The sequence below is a fragment of the Enterobacter cloacae complex sp. 2024EL-00711 genome (genome assembly GCF_047529885.1).
Classification (GTDB): Bacteria; Pseudomonadota; Gammaproteobacteria; order Enterobacterales; family Enterobacteriaceae; genus Enterobacter; species Enterobacter ludwigii.
Genome location: NZ_JBLIZC010000001.1, coordinates 752,860 through 770,223, shown reverse-complemented (window position 1 = coordinate 770,223; position 17,364 = coordinate 752,860). Strand labels below are relative to the sequence as shown.

The window sequence follows — 17,364 nt, the reverse complement described above, 5'->3', positions numbered from 1 at the left end:
GGAGCTTAAAAATGTTAGATTTGGACAGTATTGTCGCAGAAGAAACCGCAGAGAACGATCTGGAAGAGGTGGTGATGGGGCTTATCATCAATTCCGGGCAGGCGCGTAGCCTGGCGTATGCCGCGCTCAAACAGGCCAAGCAGGGTGATTTCGCAGCCGCGAAAACCATGATGGCACAGTCCCGTACGGCGCTGAACGAAGCGCACCTGGTGCAGACAAAGCTTATCGAAAGCGACCAGGGTGAAGGCAAGATGAAGGTCAGTCTGGTGCTGGTGCATGCGCAGGATCATCTGATGACGTCGATGCTGGCACGTGAACTGGTGGCCGAGTTAATTGAGCTTCACGAGAAGATGCAGTAAGGCAGAGTTTGCAGCAGGAGGTCAGCGCGATGGAAATAAAAACCGCACTTGAACAGCAACTGTTTAATGGCAAAAATTTTCACGTGATTATTTACAACAAGACGGAGAGCGCGAGCGGTCTGCATCAGCATGACTACTATGAGTTCACGATTGTTCTGACCGGTCGCTACTACCAGGAAATCAACGGCAAGCGCGTCCTGCTTGAGCGGGGAGATTTCGTCTTCCTGCCGATGGGGTCCCATCACCAGAGCTTTTATGAATTTGGTGCAACCCGCATTCTTAACGTAGGTGTCAGCAGACGCTTCTTTGAGAAACACTATCTGCCGCTGGTGCCGTTCTGCTTTGTGGCCTCGCAGGTCTATCGCATCAAAAACGAGTTCATGACCTGGATTGAAACGGTTATCGCCTCGCTTAACTTTCGCGAGAATGAATTTGATGAGTTTATTGAAACGGTGACGTTTTATGTGATTAACCGTCTGCGCCATCATCGTGAAGAGCAGCAGGTAAGCGATGATATTCCGCAGTGGCTGCGCAGTACGGTTGAACTGATGCACGATAAAGGACAATTCAGCGAAAATGCGCTGGAAAATATGGTCGCTTTGTCCGGTAAATCACAGGAATATCTGACCCGAGCAACTCAGCGTTATTATCGTAAAACGCCAGTGCAAATTATTAATGAAATCCGCATTAATTTTGCTAAAAAACAGCTGGAAATAACCAACTACTCGGTTACCGATATTGCTTATGAGTCAGGCTACAGTAGCCCCAGCTTGTTTATTAAGACCTTTAAGAAATTGACTTCGTTCACACCGAACAGTTACCGGAAGAACCTGACGGTAATTAATTAAATTTCGGCGGATTTACCCGCCACAAATATTGCCTTGATTGCTTGCCCACAGAGCGGGAAGAGTACGCTACACCTTGCAGGCGATTAACCTGATATGCTAAGGGAGATATTATGCAGAAGAAATTAAAAGTCGTAACCATTGGCGGCGGCAGCAGTTATACCCCGGAATTACTCGAAGGTTTCCTGAAACGTTATCATGAATTACCGGTCAGCGAATTATGGCTGGTGGACGTTGAGGAAGGTCAGGAGAAACTGAATATCATTTTTGAGCTCTGCAAGCGGATGGTCGCGAAAGCCGGTGTGCCATTGACCGTGCATAAAACCCTCGACCGTCGCCTGGCGCTGCAGGATGCCGACTTCGTGACGACCCAGCTGCGCGTCGGCCAGCTCAAAGCGCGTGAAATGGATGAACGTATTCCACTGAGCCACGGCTATCTGGGGCAGGAGACCAACGGCGCGGGTGGCCTGTTCAAGGGGCTGCGTACCATTCCGGTCATTTTTGACATCATCAACGATGTGGAAGCGATCTGCCCCAACGCGTGGGTGATTAACTTCACCAACCCGGCCGGGATGGTGACCGAGGCGGTCTATCGCCACACCGATTTCAAACGCTTTATCGGCGTCTGTAATATTCCGATTGGCATGAAGATGTTCATCAGCGATGTGCTGGAGTTGACCGATACCGACGATCTTTCTATCGATCTCTTTGGCCTGAACCACATGGTGTTTATCAAAGATGTCATCGTGAATGGTCAGTCTCGCTTTAGCGAACTGCTTGACGGCGTAGCCTCCGGACGTCTGACCGCTGCGTCAGTGAAAAACATCTTTGACCTGCCTTTCAGCGAAGGGCTGATCCGCTCGCTTAATCTGCTGCCTTGCTCATACCTGCTTTACTACTTCAAACAGAAAGAGATGCTGGCCATCGAGATGGGTGAGTACTATAAGGGTGGCGCACGCGCTCAGGTGGTGCAGAAAGTTGAAAAGCAGCTGTTTGATTTGTATAAAGATCCGAACCTGAACGTGAAACCGAAAGAGCTTGAGCTGCGCGGCGGAGCGTATTATTCCGATGCGGCGTGTGAAGTGATCAACGCCATTTACAACGACAAGCAGGCCGAGCACTACGTCAATGTGCCGCATCACGGTCATATCGACAACATCCCGGCTGACTGGGCCGTTGAGATGACCTGCATTCTGGGACGTGATGGCGCCAGGCCGCATCCACGGATTACCCACTTTGACGACAAAGTGATGGGGTTGATCCACACCATCAAAGGGTTTGAAGTGGCAGCCAGCAACGCGGCGCTGAGCGGTGAACTCAATGACGTTCTTCTGGCACTCAATCTCAGCCCGCTGGTCCATTCCGATCGCGATGCCGAGCAACTGGCCTGCGAAATGATTCTGGCGCATGAAAAATGGTTGCCTAATTTTGCCGCCACGATTGAGAAGCTGAAATTCAAACAGCACTGAGAGGATGTGTGATGGAAAACCTGCTGATCGTCAATGCTGATGATTTTGGTCTCTCAAAAGGTCAAAACTACGGCATTATTGAAGCCTGCCGCCGGGGTGTGGTGACCTCAACAACGGCACTGGTTAATGGTGACGCGGTTGAACACGCGGCGCAGCTCAGCCGCGAGGTGCCAGCGCTGGGCGTCGGCATGCACTTTGTATTGACGCTCGGGATGCCGCTTTCACCGATGCCGGGACTTGCGCGGGACGGACAGCTGGGCAAATGGATTTGGGAACAGGCAGAGCAGGGCACGCTGCCGCTCGAGGAGATTACCCGCGAGCTGGACTGTCAGTTCAACCGTTTCGTCGATCTCTTTGGCCGTGAACCCACGCATATTGACAGCCATCATCACGTGCATATGATCCCGGCACTTTTCCCGTCAGTGGCGGAATTTGCACAGCGCAAAGGCGTGGCAATGCGCGTGGATCGTGAGGTGCAGGCGCTGCACGGGCTGTCATTGTCTTCTGTGCCCACAACGGACGGATTCAGTAGCGCGTTCTACGGCGACGAGATTAGCGAAGCGCTGTTCCTGCAGGTGCTGGATGAGTCCGCCGCGCGCGGGGAACGGTCGCTGGAAGTGATGGCACACCCTGCGTTTGTCGATAACATTGTGCGTAAAAGTGCCTACTGCTGGCCGCGACTGGCGGAACTGGATGTGCTGACGTCGGCATCGCTGAAATACGCCATTGCCGAGCGTGGGTACCGTCTGGGCACCTTTGAGGATGTATGAAAATAGCCCGGAGGCGCGGTGCCTGCCGGGCTGAGTAAACGATGTCAATCAGCGCCGGGTCGGGCAAAGCCAGACCCGGCTTTTCTTATGCTGGTATCCGATCAATCTTACTGCTGCGTGACCACACACGGTGCGCTGCGAGCAGATCGAACAGCTTCGTCATAAACGCATCATCGACGTTATCGCCTTCGACAATACCATCTTCACCTTGCTCAGCCACCTTCAGGTGCGCTTTAAACTGTCGCGCATCGCCGGACAGGGCGATCGGCTTCAGGTGCTTATAGGCTTCCAGCAGATAATAAATCGCATCGCCATTGTTCAGCAGACTGTCGATGTCGCCGCACGGCACAATCACCGCATCAACGGTGAGCGATGGTGCTCCGGCAAAGGTGGCCGCAACCGGCAGCACTGAACCGTCGTCGGCGGTCACTTCCCCCATGCGGGAATAGAGCAGTTTGGCGTGAACGCCTTTGGTTTTCAGCGCCTGCATAATCCCCAGCACGTCGCTGGCACGGGTTTTGTCATTCAGCAGAATGGCCACTACCCGGCCTTTTATCGAGCCACCCGGCACCGCATACAGACTCAGGGACGGATCTTTCTTCAGTCCGTTAACGTCTTTCGGTGGGGTCGCATTGCGTTGCTCATCCGTCAGCGTAATGCCAAGGTTATCCGCCACGCTCTGGGCAAGCTGAATATCGATATGGGCGAGCTGATCGACCACGCGCTCGCGGATGTAAGTCCGCACCACTTTGCTCAGTTCAAAGCTAAAGCCACCGATAATGTGCTGTTGCTCGATCGGCGTCTGGCTGTTCCAGAACAGGCGAGGTTGGGCATAATACTCGCCGAATGACGGGCTACGCTCGCGGATTTTATTGCCATCGATGCGCTCCTGGTACGACTCAAAACCACCGCGTTTCGGTCCAGGCGGCGTTTCGCGCGGCCAGTTATCGTTGATGGAGTTCGGCTCATAGTTAGCCGGATTGGTATCGATATCCTGGCGATGCATCCCGTCGCGCTGGAAATTGTGGTACGGGCAGGTTGGACGGTTAATCGGAATTTCGTGGAAGTTGGGCCCGCCAAGGCGACTGATCTGCGTATCGGTATAGGAGAACAACCGCCCCTGCAGGAGGGGATCGTTCGTGAAATCCAGCCCCGGAACGATATGCCCCGGGTGGAACGCGACCTGCTCATTTTCGGCAAAGAAATTGTCCGGGTTACGGTTGAGCACCATTTTACCCACCAGCTGAACCGGCACCAGCTCCTCTGGGATCAGCTTTGTCGGGTCGAGAAGATCGAAATCGAAGTTAAACTCATCCTCTTCCGGGATCAGCTGTAACCCCAGTTCATATTCCGGGAAGTCACCGGCTTCAATCGACTCCCACAGCTCACGACGGTGGAAGTCCGGATCGCGCCCGGTCAGCTTCTGGGCTTCATCCCACACCAGCGAGGCTTTGCCCGCCACAGGCTTCCAGTGGAAGCGTACGAATGTGGCTTTCCCGTCCGCGTTGATCATCCTGAAGGTATGAATACCAAACCCTTCCATCGTGCGGTAGCTGCGCGGAATGCCACGGTCTGACATCGCCCACATCACGTTGTGTAACGTTTCTGGCTGCAGTGAGACATAATCCCAGAAGGTGTCATGCGCACTTTGTCCCTGCGGTATGGCCCAGTGGGGCTCCGGTTTTACCGCATGGACAAAGTCAGGAAATTTATGCGCATCCTGAATGAAGAACACCGGGGTGTTATTGCCGACGAGATCGAAAATACCCTCTTCGGTATAAAATTTGGTGGCGAAGCCGCGGATATCACGCACGGTATCTGCCGAACCCGCGCCGCCCTGCACGGTTGAAAAGCGGACAAAGACCGGTGTGATTTTGTCCGGATCGGAAAGGAAATCCGCTTTGGTTATCTCTTTGAGGCTTTTGTAGGGCTGGAAGTAGCCGTGTGCCGCGGAGCCACGCGCGTGAACGATGCGCTCAGGTATACGTTCATGGTCAAAATGGGTGATTTTTTCCCGCAGAATAAAGTCTTCCAGCAGGGTCGGTCCGCGCGTTCCCGCACGCAGCGAGTTCTGATCGTCAGCAATGCGCACGCCCTGGTTGGTGGTAAGTGCAAAACCTTCGCCGCCTTTACGGTGGGACTCAAGGGATTTCAGCTTCTCGTTTCCGGTATCCGGGGATTTCATACTTCCCGGCGCGGTAGGCTGTTCGCCAGGTGCGGAAGGGCCGGGGGACGGGCGGTGAGAGCCGTCCGCTGGGGCCAGAGAGTCCATGCCTGGTTGAGATTCTTCAGTGCCATGAATGGGTGATTGATGTGTTTCATCTTTGTTCGACATTGCACGCTTCTCCTTTATCCATTGCTAAAAACCTTGTTAACTATAGAACAATGTGGCGAAAGGGCGGGCGAACTAAGAGTTTTCAGATGACCTGGTTAAGGAATGCGCTATCAGAGCGATGCAGGGCGCGACGCGTGGGGGGAGGATCGGCTATCATAGAATTTTCCTGCTTCCAGAATGTGCTTTAGTGAACCCGTCGCTTATGAAACCTTTTCGTCAACAAAACCGCCCTGTCATTAGCTACGTGCCCCGCGTCGAACCCGCGCCGCCCGAACATGCCCTGAAGGTGGATGGTTTTCGTGATGTCTGGCAACTGCGCGGTAAATACGTAGCGTTTGTTCTGATGGGAGAACACTTCCGCCGTTCGCCCGCGTTTTCGGGGCCGGAGTCGGCCCAGCGATGGGCGAACCAGGTCCGCCAGGATGAAGAGATTGAAGAATAACAGCCAAAAAAAACCGCCATCAGGCGGTTTTTTTTATTCATCCGTGATTAACGGTGCGCCAGTTCAGCGTCGTCTTCACTTTCCAGAATGGTTTTATCGGTCTGCTTCAGCCACTGGCTGGTCAACGTACCGGCGGTCATGGAACCGCTCACGTTCAGCGCAGTACGACCCATGTCGATCAGCGGCTCAACGGAGATCAGCAGGGCAACCAGCGTCACCGGCAGACCCAGGGCCGGCAGGACAATCAGCGCGGCGAAGGTTGCGCCACCGCCAACACCCGCAACGCCTGCGGAGCTGATGGTAACAATCCCGACCAGCGTGGCAATCCAGACGGGATCCAGTGGGTTAATACCCACGGTCGGAGCAACCATTACCGCCAGCATTGCAGGGTAGAGACCTGCGCAACCGTTCTGACCAATGGTGGCACCAAAGGAGGCAGAGAAGCTGGCAATAGATTCCGGTACGCCCAGACGACGGGTCTGCGCTTCAACGTTCAGCGGAATAGACGCGGCGCTGGAACGGCTGGTAAACGCAAAGGTCAGTACCGGCCACACTTTACGGAAGTATTTCAGCGGGCTAACGCCATTGACGCCCAGCAGGATACCGTGCACCACGAACATAATGCCCAGACCCAGATAAGAGGCGACGACGAAGCTACCCAGCTTAATGATGTCCTGCAGGTTAGAGCCGGCAACCACTTTGGTCATCAGCGCCAGAACACCGTAAGGGGTCAACTGCATCACCAGACGGACCAGCTTCATTACCCAGCTTTGCAAGGTATCGATAGCCACCAGCACGCGCTCGCCTTTCGGCGCGTCGTCTTTCAGCAGCTTCAGCGCCGCCACACCGAGGAAGGCCGCAAAGATCACCACGCTGATAATGGAGGTTGGGCTGGCACCGGTCAGGTCAGCAAACGGGTTCTTCGGCACGAAAGAGAGCACCATCTGTGGCACCGTCAGGTCAGCGACTTTACCCACGTAGTTGGTCTGAATCGCCGTAAGACGCGCCGTTTCAGCCGTACCCTGGACCAGACCTTCAGCGGTCAGCCCGAACAGGTTGGTGACCAGCACACCGACCAGAGCTGCAATCAGCGTGGTAAACAGCAGCGTACCGATGGTCAGGAAGCTGATTTTACCCAACTGGGTGGCGTTATGCAGACGGGCAACGGCGCTCAGAATAGAGGCAAACACCAGCGGCATAACGATCATCTGCAGCAGCTGGACATAGCCGTTACCGACGATGTTGAACCACTGAATAGAATCTTTCAGAACTGGATTATCGGAGCCATAAATAGCCTGCAACGCCAGACCAAACACGACACCCATGGCCAGACCAACCAGCACTTTCTTCGCGAGGCTCCACTGTTTGTGGCGCGCCTGCGCGAGAAGCAATAGCAATACAACGAACACCACAATGTTCGCGATGAGTGGAAAATTCATCCCCGTTCTCCTGATTTATTATACGGTCGGTTTTTACCGATCCTGTTGGCGCAAGGTTATCAGAAGTGTGATGTGGCGCTTATATCCAAATGGAATGGGTTATGACAAATGGAAATAATTTGTGTGCTTAGTGTTCAATCTGGTGATTAATGAACCGATTAAACTGAAATTGCAGCGAATTGATCATCTGGGATGACCAGCGCACTGCACTGTTTTCGGGCAAGGTTTGCGGCATCCAGACGGCGTAGGCAAAGAGCGCCATACACAACACACGCTCAAGCTGATTACCTTTCTGCGGCGCAAGAATGGGCAAACGGAAACGCCAGCGGCATGGCCAGAGCAGCGGCACGCCCGCAGGCGTCAGCATATCGGCAAGGATATGGCTTAAATAACCCAGCACCATTCCCTGGATAGCATCGGCGGGCACTATCCAGCTATCAGGGACTTTTAAATAGAAAAGGGTGAGCAGGCCGAATACGGCCAGCAGGCTGTGGGTAAACCCACGGTGACCAAACGCGCGGGCGATGGGTTTTGATATCCACTTTAGCCGCTGTCCCAGGAATGACTTTGGATGGTCGATATCGGGCAGCAGACAGGTCAGCACGGCGGACGGGACAATATGCCACCAGTCCCCCTGTGCGAGCACAGGGGTAAGTTCAGCGTTTTTGGCAAAAACTGCGCACGCAATGGAAAAAAGCAGATGGCCTTCCGCCGTCATGATAAAACCCACAAAACTGTCAATTCATACAGTATAGGGTTTTTATACAGTAGACGAAAGAGGTGACGGTGTAACTGTATGTCACAAACGCGCCTAGCGCGCCAGCCAGCCCCCGTCGACGGCTAACGTATGACCGTTCACGTAATCCGAGGCGGCGGAGGCTAAAAAGACCACCGGTCCCTGCAGGTCTTCCGGAACTCCCCAGCGCCCGGCAGGTATCCGGTCGAGGATCTCCTGGCTGCGCTGCTGATCATCTCGCAGTTGCTGAGTGTTGTTGGTCGCCATATAGCCCGGCGCGATGGCATTAACATTGATGCCGTGTGTCGCCCATTCATTGGCCAGCAGACGCGTGATCCCCAACACGCCGCTTTTGGACGCGGTGTAAGAGGGCACGCGGATGCCGCCCTGGAATGAGAGCATCGAGGCGATATTAATGATTTTCCCGCCCTGGCCCTGCGCAATAAACTGTTTAGCCACGGCCTGGGAGAGGAAAAAAAGCGATTTCAGATTCAGGTTGATGACGTCATCCCAGTCCTTTTCGCTGAACGCGAGAGCATCTTCACGGCGTATGGTCCCGGCATTGTTCACCAGAATATCGACTCGCCCCATCTCAGCAACCGTGCTGTCAACAACGTTCTGAAGACTCTCCTGCTGACTGAGGTCGGCCCGAATCGCCCTGAACCGCCTTCCGAGTGCGCTAATGCAGGCAGCCGTTTCCTCCGGCGCTTTGCGGTTAACACCCACGATGTCGCATCCCGCCTGCGCCAGCGCAATGGCCATGGCTTGTCCCAGACCGGTATCGCATCCGGTGACGATGGCCACTTTTCCTGACAGAGTGAAGTTATCCAGTATCATACGCGCCTCAGAAGTAAGGTTATTGTCATTCTGACGCTAAGGATAGAAGCGGGGGATAAGAAAAGCAAACAAAATGAAACGATGTTTTGTTTTTAAAGCAGGCAGCCTGACGCTGCCTGAAAGGGGCGGGTTACTCGCCGCGCAGGTGCTGCGCCGTCAGCTCAACCAGTGAGTTCAGCTTTACGTCGGCAAGGGCAAAACGGGGATCGTGTCGGCCTTCCTCCGCGGGAACAACAATCGAGCGCATGCGCGCGGCCTTCGAGGCCACCATTCCGTTAACGGAATCTTCCAACGCGACACAGCAGAGGGGATCAAGACCGAGCTTAGCGGCACAGTCGAGATAGACCTGCGGGTGCGGCTTGCTGTATGGCAACGTTTCCGCTGAGGCCAGCGCGTCGAAGCTGTCGCGCAGCTCAAACATGGTCAGCACTTTTTCCAGCATATGCAGCGGTGAAGCTGACGCCAGGCCGACTTTCAACCCCTGCGCTTTACACAGCGCGACGGCTTCACGCACCCCGGGCAGCAGGGGCTTGCTCTCTTCCACCAGTGAGATGGCGCGGCTGATAATGCGCGCGGTCACTTCGTCGCGATCGGGTCCTACCCACGGCTGCTGGGCATACCACAGGTCCACCACCATATCGATGCGCAGACCAAGCGTATCCGGAAGTTCATTACGGCGGCTGATATCAACGCCCAGGCTGGCGATAACGTCCAGTTCGGCGCGATCCCACAACGGTTCGGAATCGATCAGTAATCCATCCATGTCAAAAATTGCGGCAAGAATCTGGCGCGGTGTCGACATCACAACGTCTCCTTATCCAGGGTGTACGACAGACGATAAATGCTAAGTGCACTCTGCAATTTAGCATATTGCCTTTAAAGAGCGGGCGAAAATGATGGTCAGCAGGTAGACTTAGGCAGAAATAACGCGTCTTTATGAAGGGGAACTGATGACGTATCAACAAGCTGGACGCATTGCTGTCTTAAAACGTATTGCTGGCTGGGTAATTTTTATTCCAGCCGTCATTTCGACGCTGATCTCTGTGCTCAAGTTTATGTACGATCACAGTGAAAAACAGCCAGGTATTAATGCGGTAATGCTTGATTTTGCTCATGTCATGATTGAAATGATGCGTTTTAACACGCCGTTTCTGAATGTCTTTTGGTTCAATTCGCCGACGCCGAATTTTCATCAGCAGTTGAATCTCGGGTTTTGGGTGATCTACGCGCTGATCTTTATTGGTATGGCGTTGCAGGCCTCTGGCGCACGCATGAGCCGTCAGACGCGCTTTTTACGCGAAGGTGTGGAAGACCAGATGATTCTCGAACAGGCGAAAGGCCCGGAAGGGATGAGCCGCGAGCAGATTGAGTCCCGCATTGTTGTGCCGCGTCACACCATTTTCCTGCAAATTTTCCCGCTGTATATCCTGCCAGTCATTATCATCGTGGCGGGGTACTTCTTCTTTTCGCTGTTGGGATTCCTGTAACCGATAAGGGTGGCGACATAGCCACCCGTCCCGCCATTACGCGGCAAGCACACGTTCAAGTGCCCTCTGGGCATTGACCAGATGCTCTCCGCCAAACAGAATGGCGCGGTTCATCAGTGTGTAGAGTTGATACACCGGCTGGCGCTCAAGAAAACCCTGCGGCAGAGGCAGCACGGACTGGTACCCGTCGTAAATTTGCGGCGGTTGCTCAGGGTGCAGTGGCAGCATCGCCAGGTCACACTCCCTGTCGCCCCAGTAACAGGCCGGGTCGAAGATATAGGGGCCGTCAGGACCCAGCGCGCAGTTATCTGACCACAAATCGCCGTGCAGCAGAGACGGCTGAGGCTGGTGGGATGCCAGACGCTGCTGAATGTGTTCGACGATGGCATCGATATTGCCAAACTCCAGACCTTTCTCCGCAGCCAGTTCCAGCTGCCAGCCAATGCGTTGCTCAGCAAAGAATGTCGACCAGCGTCGTTGCCAGGCATTAGGTTGTGGAGTGGTGGAGAGGTCGTTGTCAAAATCGAGACCAAACTGCGGCTGGTCGCTCCATTGATGCAGTCGCGCTAACTGTTGGCCGAGAATGAAGGCGTTATGGGCGTCTAACGGGCGGGCAGGAAGAAATTCCATGACCAGAAAACTGTAGTCGCGGTCGCTGCCCACGGCCCAGACCTGCGGGACCGTCACCGTTTTACTGCGCGACAACAGTTCCAGCTGGTCGGCTTCGGCGGTGAAAATCGGAAGCAGCTCTCGCTCATCGCATTTAACAAAGAGATCGCGCCCGGCGTAGCGTAAGTGCCATGCGGCGTGGATTTCTCCGCCTGGCAGTTCGTTCCGCAGTTCAATTTCACCTTCACCCAGTTGCTCACTTAAAAGATGACTGATAGCCTGCCACATGTTGTCTCTCCCATGTTGTCTGCCAGATCATAAAGTTAGCGCATAATTGCGGTAAAAAAATACGAACTAACGCACACCTGAGCGGTTTAAATTCATGCAGGGCACTTATTGTTCTTTTTTCTGCCAGCTTTCCCAGGTATCAAGATCAATTTCTGCCGCTTTGTCGGTCACGCTTTCGACCAGACTGGCCGCCAGAGCGTGAACCTCTTCTTTACTCAGGGCGCTGATCAGGCCAAACGTCAGGGTGCCTAAATCATGGATATTGCCCTCGTCATCCGTGAGTGTGAGCAGGAAATTGGCCCGGGTAAAGGCGTTGTTGAGCTCATTAAGCTCGGTCAGCGACGCTTGATGAATGTTGATGGTAACGACGTAGCGGGTGATATCACCACTGCTCATAATTCACCTCATTGTTATCTTGGAAGTTTTCTTAGCATAGTCGATAGGCTGCGTTTGGCGACTACGGCGCGTATTTCCCCTTCACAGAGAAGGGGAAAAGGGGGATTAATGTTGAGACAGGTAATCGACGATTTTTTGCGTGTCGCTAAGCGAACAGAGACGTGTGCCTTGGTTGATGGTGGCAGCGCTACCCGCTGCGACGCCGTAGCGTGTCATCTCCAGTAATGAAGCACCCTGGGCCAGTTTCAGGGTCATCGCTCCAACCATGCTATCACCTGCGCCCACGGTACTCTGGCTTTTCATCGGCGGCGGAACAACCTGAACGGACCCCGTTTCGTCCACGGCCAGGGCACCCTGCGGGCCAAGGGAGACCACGACCCGTCGCGCTTTGCCGCTGTGAACCAATTCCTGCGCGGCGGTGAGGACATCGTCCGGCTGGTTCAGTTCGCGGTTCACCAGCGCGCTTAACTCTTTCTGATTGGGTTTAACCAGCTCAAGATTGCCCGGCGTCAGGGCTGCCTGCAGCGCCTCGCCGCTGCTGTCGACAATGCAGCGGATACCGCGTTGCTGCGCGGCCCGAATCAGCGCCGTCAGTTTTTCCGTGCTGACACCGGGCGGCAGGCTGCCGCTTATCACCAGCAGAGCTCCGCTCTCAATGGCCAGCACCTTCTCTTCAAGCTGACGAAACTCATCTTCACTGAGTTTTGCACCCGGCATGACGAAACGGTATTGCTCGCCGCTGGACTCCACGTGCACATGCAGGTTTTGCCGCGTCCAGTCTTTGGCCTCGACGGTCTGCGAGGCCACCTGTTCATCGGCCAGCAGAGAGACCAGGTGCTCACCGGTCGCGCCACCTGCGGGGAAAATTGCTGTCGCCTTTCCACCGAGGTGCGTTATGGCTCGCGCCACATTGATACCGCCGCCGCCGGGCTCAAACACCGGGGCGCTGCAGCGCAATTTACCTTCCGGGTAAATCTGGGGCGTCAGGGTGGCGGAATCGAGGGAAGGGGAGAGCGTCAGGGTGTAGATAGAAACCATCATTACCTCCTTTTAGCGTGGGTTCCTTTTAGTCTGGCACCATTTGTCAGGAAGGCAATGTAAATAACAGTATGATTTTAAATATGAATACTGACATAAAGTCTGCTGCGGCTTATATAAAATAAAACGCTTTTTGAGATCGTTCTTATTCAAAAAATGAAATAAGAAATCATTGCTATGTTATTTGCGGCTTTTTATAATTTGTTACCTTTCTCTGGACGCCTTGTCATTGATCCTCAAGAAAGTTTCCGGGACCGTGTGGTCTCTTTTTTTGTTGTACGGACTCCTTAATAAAATGAAGCTTTTGAAGACAGTACCCGCTGCACTGATGCTGGCGGGTGGCGTGTTTGCTGCAATGAACGCGACCGCAGATGATTCCGTTTTTACTGTCATGGACGATCCAGCCACCGCGCAAAAACCGTTTGAAGGTAACCTGAACGCTGGCTATCTTGCACAATCCGGTAACACGAAAAGCTCCTCTCTCACGGCGGACAGTACGCTGACCTGGTACGGTAATACCACCGCCTGGTCTCTGTGGGGAAATGCCAGTAACACCTCCGCGAATGACGAACGCTCTTCCGAGAAATATGCGGTTGGCGGACGTAGCCGTTACAACATGACCGACTTTGACTACCTCTTTGGTCAGGCTAGCTGGTTAACTGACCGTTACAACGGCTATCGCCAGCGTGATGTGTTCACTGCCGGTTACGGTCGTCAGTTCCTGAACGGTCCGGTACACAGTTTACGTTTTGAATTCGGTCCAGGTGTGCGCTACGACGAGTACACCGACGGCGAAACCAAAACTCAACCGCTCGGTTACGCTTCCGGCACCTATGCCTGGCAGATGACTGACAACACCAAATTTACCCAGGGGGTGTCTGTGTTTGGTGCCGACGATACGACGCTGAACTCAGAAACAGCGCTGAACGTGGCCATCAACGAACACTTTGGCCTGAAAGTGGCCTACAACGTCACCTGGAACTCTTCTCCTCCTGATTCTGCTCCGGATCATACCGACCGCAGAACCACGGTTTCACTGGGTTATAAAATGTAATATTCTCGGGCCGATTATGCTATCGGCCCGTTTTTTATTTTTTGAAACTGTGCTGTTTTATATTAAACACTGTTTTGAAATATCTGGTCTGCTGATATCGCCATAATTTCTTCATAATGCACTTTCATTAATTTGCGGCTTATTTGACACGAATTGATAACGTAACAGACTAGGCAAAAGTGTGATCTGGATCTACACTCTTAGCACGGGCAGAATTCGGCCTTAAGGTATTTAGCATTATTAGTATTAAATGTAGAAAGAGAAAAAACATTATGAACAAAATCAAAACTGCCGCAGCAGCGATGGTGCTTTCCGCACTGTCTTTTGGCGTATTTGCTGCTGATGAAACCACCCCGACAGCCAGTGACACCCACAGTCAAATCGGCATTGCGAAAGCCGCTGACGTTGAAGCCGGGTCTAACATCGCGCCAGCCTCTCAGTCCACCGGCCAGTCTATGAATGATGCTTTTGACGTCCATAAACTGGTTGCAGGTGAATGGTCCTGATGGGTTTTGCCGTGTTGTTATTGACGTTTAAACGCTAATTCAACGCGCCAAAAAAAACCGGATTTTGTGGTACCGGTTTTTTCGCAGTAAACCTATTTGACGTAAACCTATCGTCCGTATTTCGTCCTGGCGGTGAATACCCGCAAAAGGGTATTACGGATAACGATGTTATTCCCTGCGCAGTTATTTATATCCACGTTCAGCCCCAAATCATTGCCGCCCAACGCAGAAGCAGCATCGCGCCGCAGATGGCAATCAGCACCAGTACCATTTTCCAGTGTTTTACGGCAAATCGTTTTGTTGGCATAACCTGATCCTTGTAAGTTGATGCGAACAGTCTACCAAACAGGGCGGGGAAATGCCCCTTCTCCAGTGGTGAATCAGGTTATGCCTGCTTCCGGTTCGGTTAGAACCAGTGGAATCGTTCTGCAAGAATCAACAATAAACCGGTGGCTGAAAGGATGTTCAATATCACAACCGTTCTACTTGATACGTTCATGGTATGCACCTTTGGGTTTAAAGACTTGTTCAAGAGTAGCCCAGCATCGCTGGAATGCGAGCACCGGAGATATGCGCCCTGCAAATTCATGCGAAAGTGCCAGCGCAGCAATCTGCCCGCAAAGGGTGCAATCTCTCTTTTGTTAGTGTTACCATTGCAGGGCTTGCCGTAAATCCGCATTTATCTGATTTTCGGGGAGTGAATGATCGCGAGCCAATTTGACGATTGTTGGTCAGATGGTGTCGTAATCTATTGTCAAATCACGATTATTTTCTTTGTATATGCTCTTATGTGTGGGGCATCACTGCAAATAAGGATATAAAATGCCTGTAATTACTCTTCCTGATGGCAGCCAACGCCATTACGACCACGCTGTAAGCCCAATGGATGTTGCCCTGGACATTGGTCCTGGACTCGCGAAAGCAACCATCGCTGGCCGTGTTAATGGTGAGCTGGTTGATGCATCTGACCTGATTGAAAGCGATGCGCAGCTGTCTATCATCACAGCGAAAGACGAAGAAGGTCTGGAGATCATTCGTCACTCCTGCGCGCACCTGTTAGGTCATGCGATCAAACAGCTGTGGCCGAACACCAAAATGGCGATCGGTCCGGTTATCGACAACGGTTTCTACTATGACGTTGATCTTGACCATACCCTGACTCAGGAAGATATCGACGCGCTCGAAAAACGTATGCACGAGCTCGCCGAAACTAACTATGACGTCATTAAGAAGAAAGTCAGCTGGCACGAAGCGCGTGAAACCTTCGTGAAGCGTGGTGAGAGCTATAAAGTCTCTATTCTTGATGAAAACATCTCTCATGATGACAAGCCTGGCTTGTACCATCACGAAGAATACGTCGACATGTGCCGTGGACCGCACGTGCCGAACATGCGCTTCTGTCATCACTTTAAGCTGATGAAAATCGCGGGCGCCTACTGGCGTGGCGATAGCAACAACAAGATGTTGCAGCGTATCTATGGTACCGCGTGGGCCGATAAAAAAGCCCTTAACGCCTACCTGCAGCGCCTGGAAGAGGCGGCTAAACGTGACCACCGTAAAATCGGTAAGCAGCTTGACCTGTACCACATGCAGGAAGAAGCGCCGGGTATGGTGTTCTGGCACAATGACGGCTGGACTATCTTCCGTGAACTGGAAACGTTCGTACGCTCCAAGCTGAAAGAGTACCAGTATCAGGAAGTGAAAGGCCCGTTCATGATGGACCGTGTGCTGTGGGAAAAAACCGGCCACTGGGACAACTACAAAGATGCGATGTTCACCACCTCTTCTGAGAACCGTGAATACTGCATTAAGCCAATGAACTGCCCTGGCCACGTTCAGATCTTCAACCAGGGTCTGAAATCCTACCGCGATCTGCCGCTGCGTATGGCAGAGTTCGGTAGCTGCCACCGTAACGAGCCATCAGGTGCATTGCACGGTCTGATGCGTGTTCGTGGCTTTACTCAGGATGATGCGCATATCTTCTGTACTGAAGATCAGGTTCGTGATGAAGTTAACGCCTGTATTCGTATGGTCTACGATATGTACAGCACCTTTGGCTTCGAGAAGATCGTTGTCAAACTCTCAACGCGTCCGGAAAAACGTATCGGTAGCGATGAGACCTGGGATCGCGCAGAAGCGGATCTCGCCGTGGCGCTGGAAGAGAACGGCATTCCGTTTGAATACCAGCTGGGCGAGGGCGCATTCTACGGTCCGAAAATTGAATTTACCCTGTATGACTGCCTCGATCGCGCATGGCAGTGCGGTACTGTACAGCTGGACTTCTCCCTGCCGCAGCGTTTAAGCGCCTCTTATGTTGGCGAAGACAACGAACGTCAGGTACCGGTTATGATTCACCGTGCAATCCTCGGTTCTCTGGAGCGCTTCATCGGCATCCTGACTGAAGAGTTTGCCGGCTTCTTCCCAACCTGGCTTGCGCCAGTGCAGGTCGTGGTGATGAACATTACCGATTCTCAGGCTGAATACGTTAAAGAATTGACGCAGAAACTACAAAATGCGGGCATTCGCGTAAAAGCAGACTTGAGAAATGAGAAGATTGGCTTTAAAATCCGCGAGCACACTTTACGTCGTGTCCCGTATATGTTGGTCTGTGGTGATAAAGAGGTGGAAGCAGGCAAAGTTGCCGTTCGCACCCGCCGTGGTAAAGACCTGGGGAGCCTGGACGTAAGTGAAGTGATTGAGAAGCTGCAACAAGAGATTCGCAGCCGCAGTCTTCAACAACTGGAGGAATAAGGT

Annotated in this window: 19 protein-coding genes; 9 read left to right on the top strand and 10 right to left on the bottom strand. The window is 53.1% G+C overall.

The annotated features are described in order from the left end of the window. Positions 1-11: 11 nt before the first annotated feature. From chbA to chbG, 4 genes are all read left to right on the top strand, one after another. The gene (gene chbA / locus ACMVME_RS03790; RefSeq protein WP_032681213.1) at positions 12-359 is read left to right on the top strand and encodes a PTS N,N'-diacetylchitobiose transporter subunit IIA; all 348 of its coding nucleotides are present in this window, start codon (positions 12-14) and stop codon (positions 357-359) included. A gap of 8 nt (positions 360-367) precedes the next feature. Continuing rightward, entirely contained in the window at positions 368-1,207 is an 840-nt protein-coding gene (chbR, locus tag ACMVME_RS03785; protein WP_074176883.1) for a transcriptional regulator ChbR, read from the top strand. 110 nt (positions 1,208-1,317) lie between these two features. Then, positions 1,318-2,673 (top strand): 6-phospho-beta-glucosidase, encoded by a 1,356-nt coding sequence (locus ACMVME_RS03780; RefSeq protein ID WP_068794521.1) that lies wholly within the window; start codon positions 1,318-1,320, stop codon positions 2,671-2,673. 11 nt (positions 2,674-2,684) lie between these two features. Next, positions 2,685-3,443, top strand: a complete 759-nt coding sequence (gene chbG / locus ACMVME_RS03775) for a chitin disaccharide deacetylase (protein WP_068794522.1) — start codon at positions 2,685-2,687, stop codon at positions 3,441-3,443. Positions 3,444-3,528: 85 nt separating this feature from the next. Here the strand turns inward: chbG and katE are convergent, their stop codons facing one another. Continuing rightward, the gene (katE, locus tag ACMVME_RS03770; protein WP_059305969.1) at positions 3,529-5,778 is read right to left on the bottom strand and encodes a catalase HPII; all 2,250 of its coding nucleotides are present in this window, start codon (positions 5,776-5,778) and stop codon (positions 3,529-3,531) included. A 202-nt stretch (positions 5,779-5,980) separates the two neighbouring features. On the opposite strand from katE, the gene cedA reads away from it, so the two are divergent. Next, a complete protein-coding gene (cedA, locus tag ACMVME_RS03765) occupies positions 5,981-6,220 on the top strand; it encodes a cell division activator CedA (RefSeq protein ID WP_025204404.1) in 240 nt (79 codons plus the stop codon). Positions 6,221-6,267: 47 nt separating this feature from the next. On the opposite strand, the gene ACMVME_RS03760 is transcribed toward cedA, so the two are convergent. The 4 genes from ACMVME_RS03760 to hxpB form a co-directional block, all read right to left on the bottom strand. After that, positions 6,268-7,659 carry an L-cystine transporter gene (locus tag ACMVME_RS03760; RefSeq protein ID WP_014169681.1) on the bottom strand — a complete coding sequence of 464 codons (1,392 nt, stop codon included), beginning with the start codon at positions 7,657-7,659 and terminating at the stop codon, positions 6,268-6,270. Between the two features lie 127 nt (positions 7,660-7,786). After that, positions 7,787-8,377, bottom strand: coding sequence for a metal-dependent hydrolase (locus ACMVME_RS03755; RefSeq protein ID WP_032681210.1), 591 nt, complete (start codon positions 8,375-8,377; stop codon positions 7,787-7,789). Positions 8,378-8,470: 93 nt separating this feature from the next. Then, positions 8,471-9,232 carry a 2-dehydro-3-deoxy-D-gluconate 5-dehydrogenase KduD gene (gene kduD, locus ACMVME_RS03750; protein WP_032681209.1) on the bottom strand — a complete coding sequence of 254 codons (762 nt, stop codon included), beginning with the start codon at positions 9,230-9,232 and terminating at the stop codon, positions 8,471-8,473. Positions 9,233-9,362: 130 nt separating this feature from the next. Continuing rightward, positions 9,363-10,034 carry a hexitol phosphatase HxpB gene (gene hxpB, locus ACMVME_RS03745; RefSeq protein WP_025204401.1) on the bottom strand — a complete coding sequence of 224 codons (672 nt, stop codon included), beginning with the start codon at positions 10,032-10,034 and terminating at the stop codon, positions 9,363-9,365. 148 nt (positions 10,035-10,182) lie between these two features. Here hxpB and ACMVME_RS03740 point away from each other — a divergent pair, with 148 nt between their 5' ends. After that, a complete protein-coding gene (locus ACMVME_RS03740; protein WP_014169686.1) occupies positions 10,183-10,719 on the top strand; it encodes a YniB family protein in 537 nt (178 codons plus the stop codon). Between the two features lie 36 nt (positions 10,720-10,755). Here the strand turns inward: ACMVME_RS03740 and ACMVME_RS03735 are convergent, their stop codons facing one another. The 3 genes from ACMVME_RS03735 to pfkB form a co-directional block, all read right to left on the bottom strand. Beyond that, positions 10,756-11,616 (bottom strand): fructosamine kinase family protein, encoded by an 861-nt coding sequence (locus ACMVME_RS03735; RefSeq protein WP_014169687.1) that lies wholly within the window; start codon positions 11,614-11,616, stop codon positions 10,756-10,758. 105 nt (positions 11,617-11,721) lie between these two features. Further along, on the bottom strand, positions 11,722-12,012 hold the full coding sequence (gene ghoS / locus ACMVME_RS03730) for a type V toxin-antitoxin system endoribonuclease antitoxin GhoS (protein ID WP_014169688.1): 291 nt from the start codon (positions 12,010-12,012) through the stop codon (positions 11,722-11,724). A gap of 105 nt (positions 12,013-12,117) precedes the next feature. Further along, the gene (gene pfkB, locus ACMVME_RS03725; protein WP_068794523.1) at positions 12,118-13,050 is read right to left on the bottom strand and encodes a 6-phosphofructokinase II; all 933 of its coding nucleotides are present in this window, start codon (positions 13,048-13,050) and stop codon (positions 12,118-12,120) included. A gap of 295 nt (positions 13,051-13,345) precedes the next feature. Here pfkB and ACMVME_RS03720 point away from each other — a divergent pair, with 295 nt between their 5' ends. Continuing rightward, complete coding sequence (locus tag ACMVME_RS03720) at positions 13,346-14,104, top strand: YdiY family protein (RefSeq protein WP_025204400.1); 759 nt, start codon at positions 13,346-13,348, stop codon at positions 14,102-14,104. A 272-nt stretch (positions 14,105-14,376) separates the two neighbouring features. Then, positions 14,377-14,610 carry a hypothetical protein gene (locus ACMVME_RS03715; protein ID WP_068794524.1) on the top strand — a complete coding sequence of 78 codons (234 nt, stop codon included), beginning with the start codon at positions 14,377-14,379 and terminating at the stop codon, positions 14,608-14,610. Between the two features lie 199 nt (positions 14,611-14,809). Here the strand turns inward: ACMVME_RS03715 and yniD are convergent, their stop codons facing one another. Both yniD and yncL read right to left on the bottom strand, forming a co-directional pair. Continuing rightward, positions 14,810-14,917, bottom strand: coding sequence for a small membrane protein YniD (yniD, locus tag ACMVME_RS03710; RefSeq protein WP_008500658.1), 108 nt, complete (start codon positions 14,915-14,917; stop codon positions 14,810-14,812). 99 nt (positions 14,918-15,016) lie between these two features. Further along, positions 15,017-15,109 (bottom strand): stress response membrane protein YncL, encoded by a 93-nt coding sequence (gene yncL / locus ACMVME_RS03705; protein WP_021241082.1) that lies wholly within the window; start codon positions 15,107-15,109, stop codon positions 15,017-15,019. Positions 15,110-15,432: 323 nt separating this feature from the next. Between yncL and thrS the strand changes: the two genes are divergently transcribed. Further along, entirely contained in the window at positions 15,433-17,361 is a 1,929-nt protein-coding gene (gene thrS, locus ACMVME_RS03700; RefSeq protein ID WP_014169692.1) for a threonine--tRNA ligase, read from the top strand. The last annotated feature ends 3 nt before the right edge of the window (positions 17,362-17,364 follow it).

Excerpts from the sequence above, each read along its gene's own strand:
- chbA (WP_032681213.1), top strand. The coding sequence starts at position 12 with ATGTTAGATTTGGACAGTATTGTCGCAGAAGAAACCGCAGAGAACGAT.
- ACMVME_RS03780 (WP_068794521.1), top strand. The coding sequence starts at position 1,318 with ATGCAGAAGAAATTAAAAGTCGTAACCATTGGCGGCGGCAGCAGTTAT.
- chbG (WP_068794522.1), top strand. The coding sequence starts at position 2,685 with ATGGAAAACCTGCTGATCGTCAATGCTGATGATTTTGGTCTCTCAAAA.
- katE (WP_059305969.1), bottom strand. The coding sequence starts at position 5,778 with ATGTCGAACAAAGATGAAACACATCAATCACCCATTCATGGCACTGAA.
- cedA (WP_025204404.1), top strand. The coding sequence starts at position 5,981 with ATGAAACCTTTTCGTCAACAAAACCGCCCTGTCATTAGCTACGTGCCC.
- ACMVME_RS03760 (WP_014169681.1), bottom strand. The coding sequence starts at position 7,659 with ATGAATTTTCCACTCATCGCGAACATTGTGGTGTTCGTTGTATTGCTA.
- ACMVME_RS03755 (WP_032681210.1), bottom strand. The coding sequence starts at position 8,377 with ATGACGGCGGAAGGCCATCTGCTTTTTTCCATTGCGTGCGCAGTTTTT.
- kduD (WP_032681209.1), bottom strand. The coding sequence starts at position 9,232 with ATGATACTGGATAACTTCACTCTGTCAGGAAAAGTGGCCATCGTCACC.
- hxpB (WP_025204401.1), bottom strand. The coding sequence starts at position 10,034 with ATGTCGACACCGCGCCAGATTCTTGCCGCAATTTTTGACATGGATGGA.
- ACMVME_RS03740 (WP_014169686.1), top strand. The coding sequence starts at position 10,183 with ATGACGTATCAACAAGCTGGACGCATTGCTGTCTTAAAACGTATTGCT.
- ACMVME_RS03735 (WP_014169687.1), bottom strand. The coding sequence starts at position 11,616 with ATGTGGCAGGCTATCAGTCATCTTTTAAGTGAGCAACTGGGTGAAGGT.
- ghoS (WP_014169688.1), bottom strand. The coding sequence starts at position 12,012 with ATGAGCAGTGGTGATATCACCCGCTACGTCGTTACCATCAACATTCAT.
- pfkB (WP_068794523.1), bottom strand. The coding sequence starts at position 13,050 with ATGGTTTCTATCTACACCCTGACGCTCTCCCCTTCCCTCGATTCCGCC.
- ACMVME_RS03720 (WP_025204400.1), top strand. The coding sequence starts at position 13,346 with ATGAAGCTTTTGAAGACAGTACCCGCTGCACTGATGCTGGCGGGTGGC.
- ACMVME_RS03715 (WP_068794524.1), top strand. The coding sequence starts at position 14,377 with ATGAACAAAATCAAAACTGCCGCAGCAGCGATGGTGCTTTCCGCACTG.
- yniD (WP_008500658.1), bottom strand. The coding sequence starts at position 14,917 with ATGCCAACAAAACGATTTGCCGTAAAACACTGGAAAATGGTACTGGTG.
- yncL (WP_021241082.1), bottom strand. The coding sequence starts at position 15,109 with ATGAACGTATCAAGTAGAACGGTTGTGATATTGAACATCCTTTCAGCC.
- thrS (WP_014169692.1), top strand. The coding sequence starts at position 15,433 with ATGCCTGTAATTACTCTTCCTGATGGCAGCCAACGCCATTACGACCAC.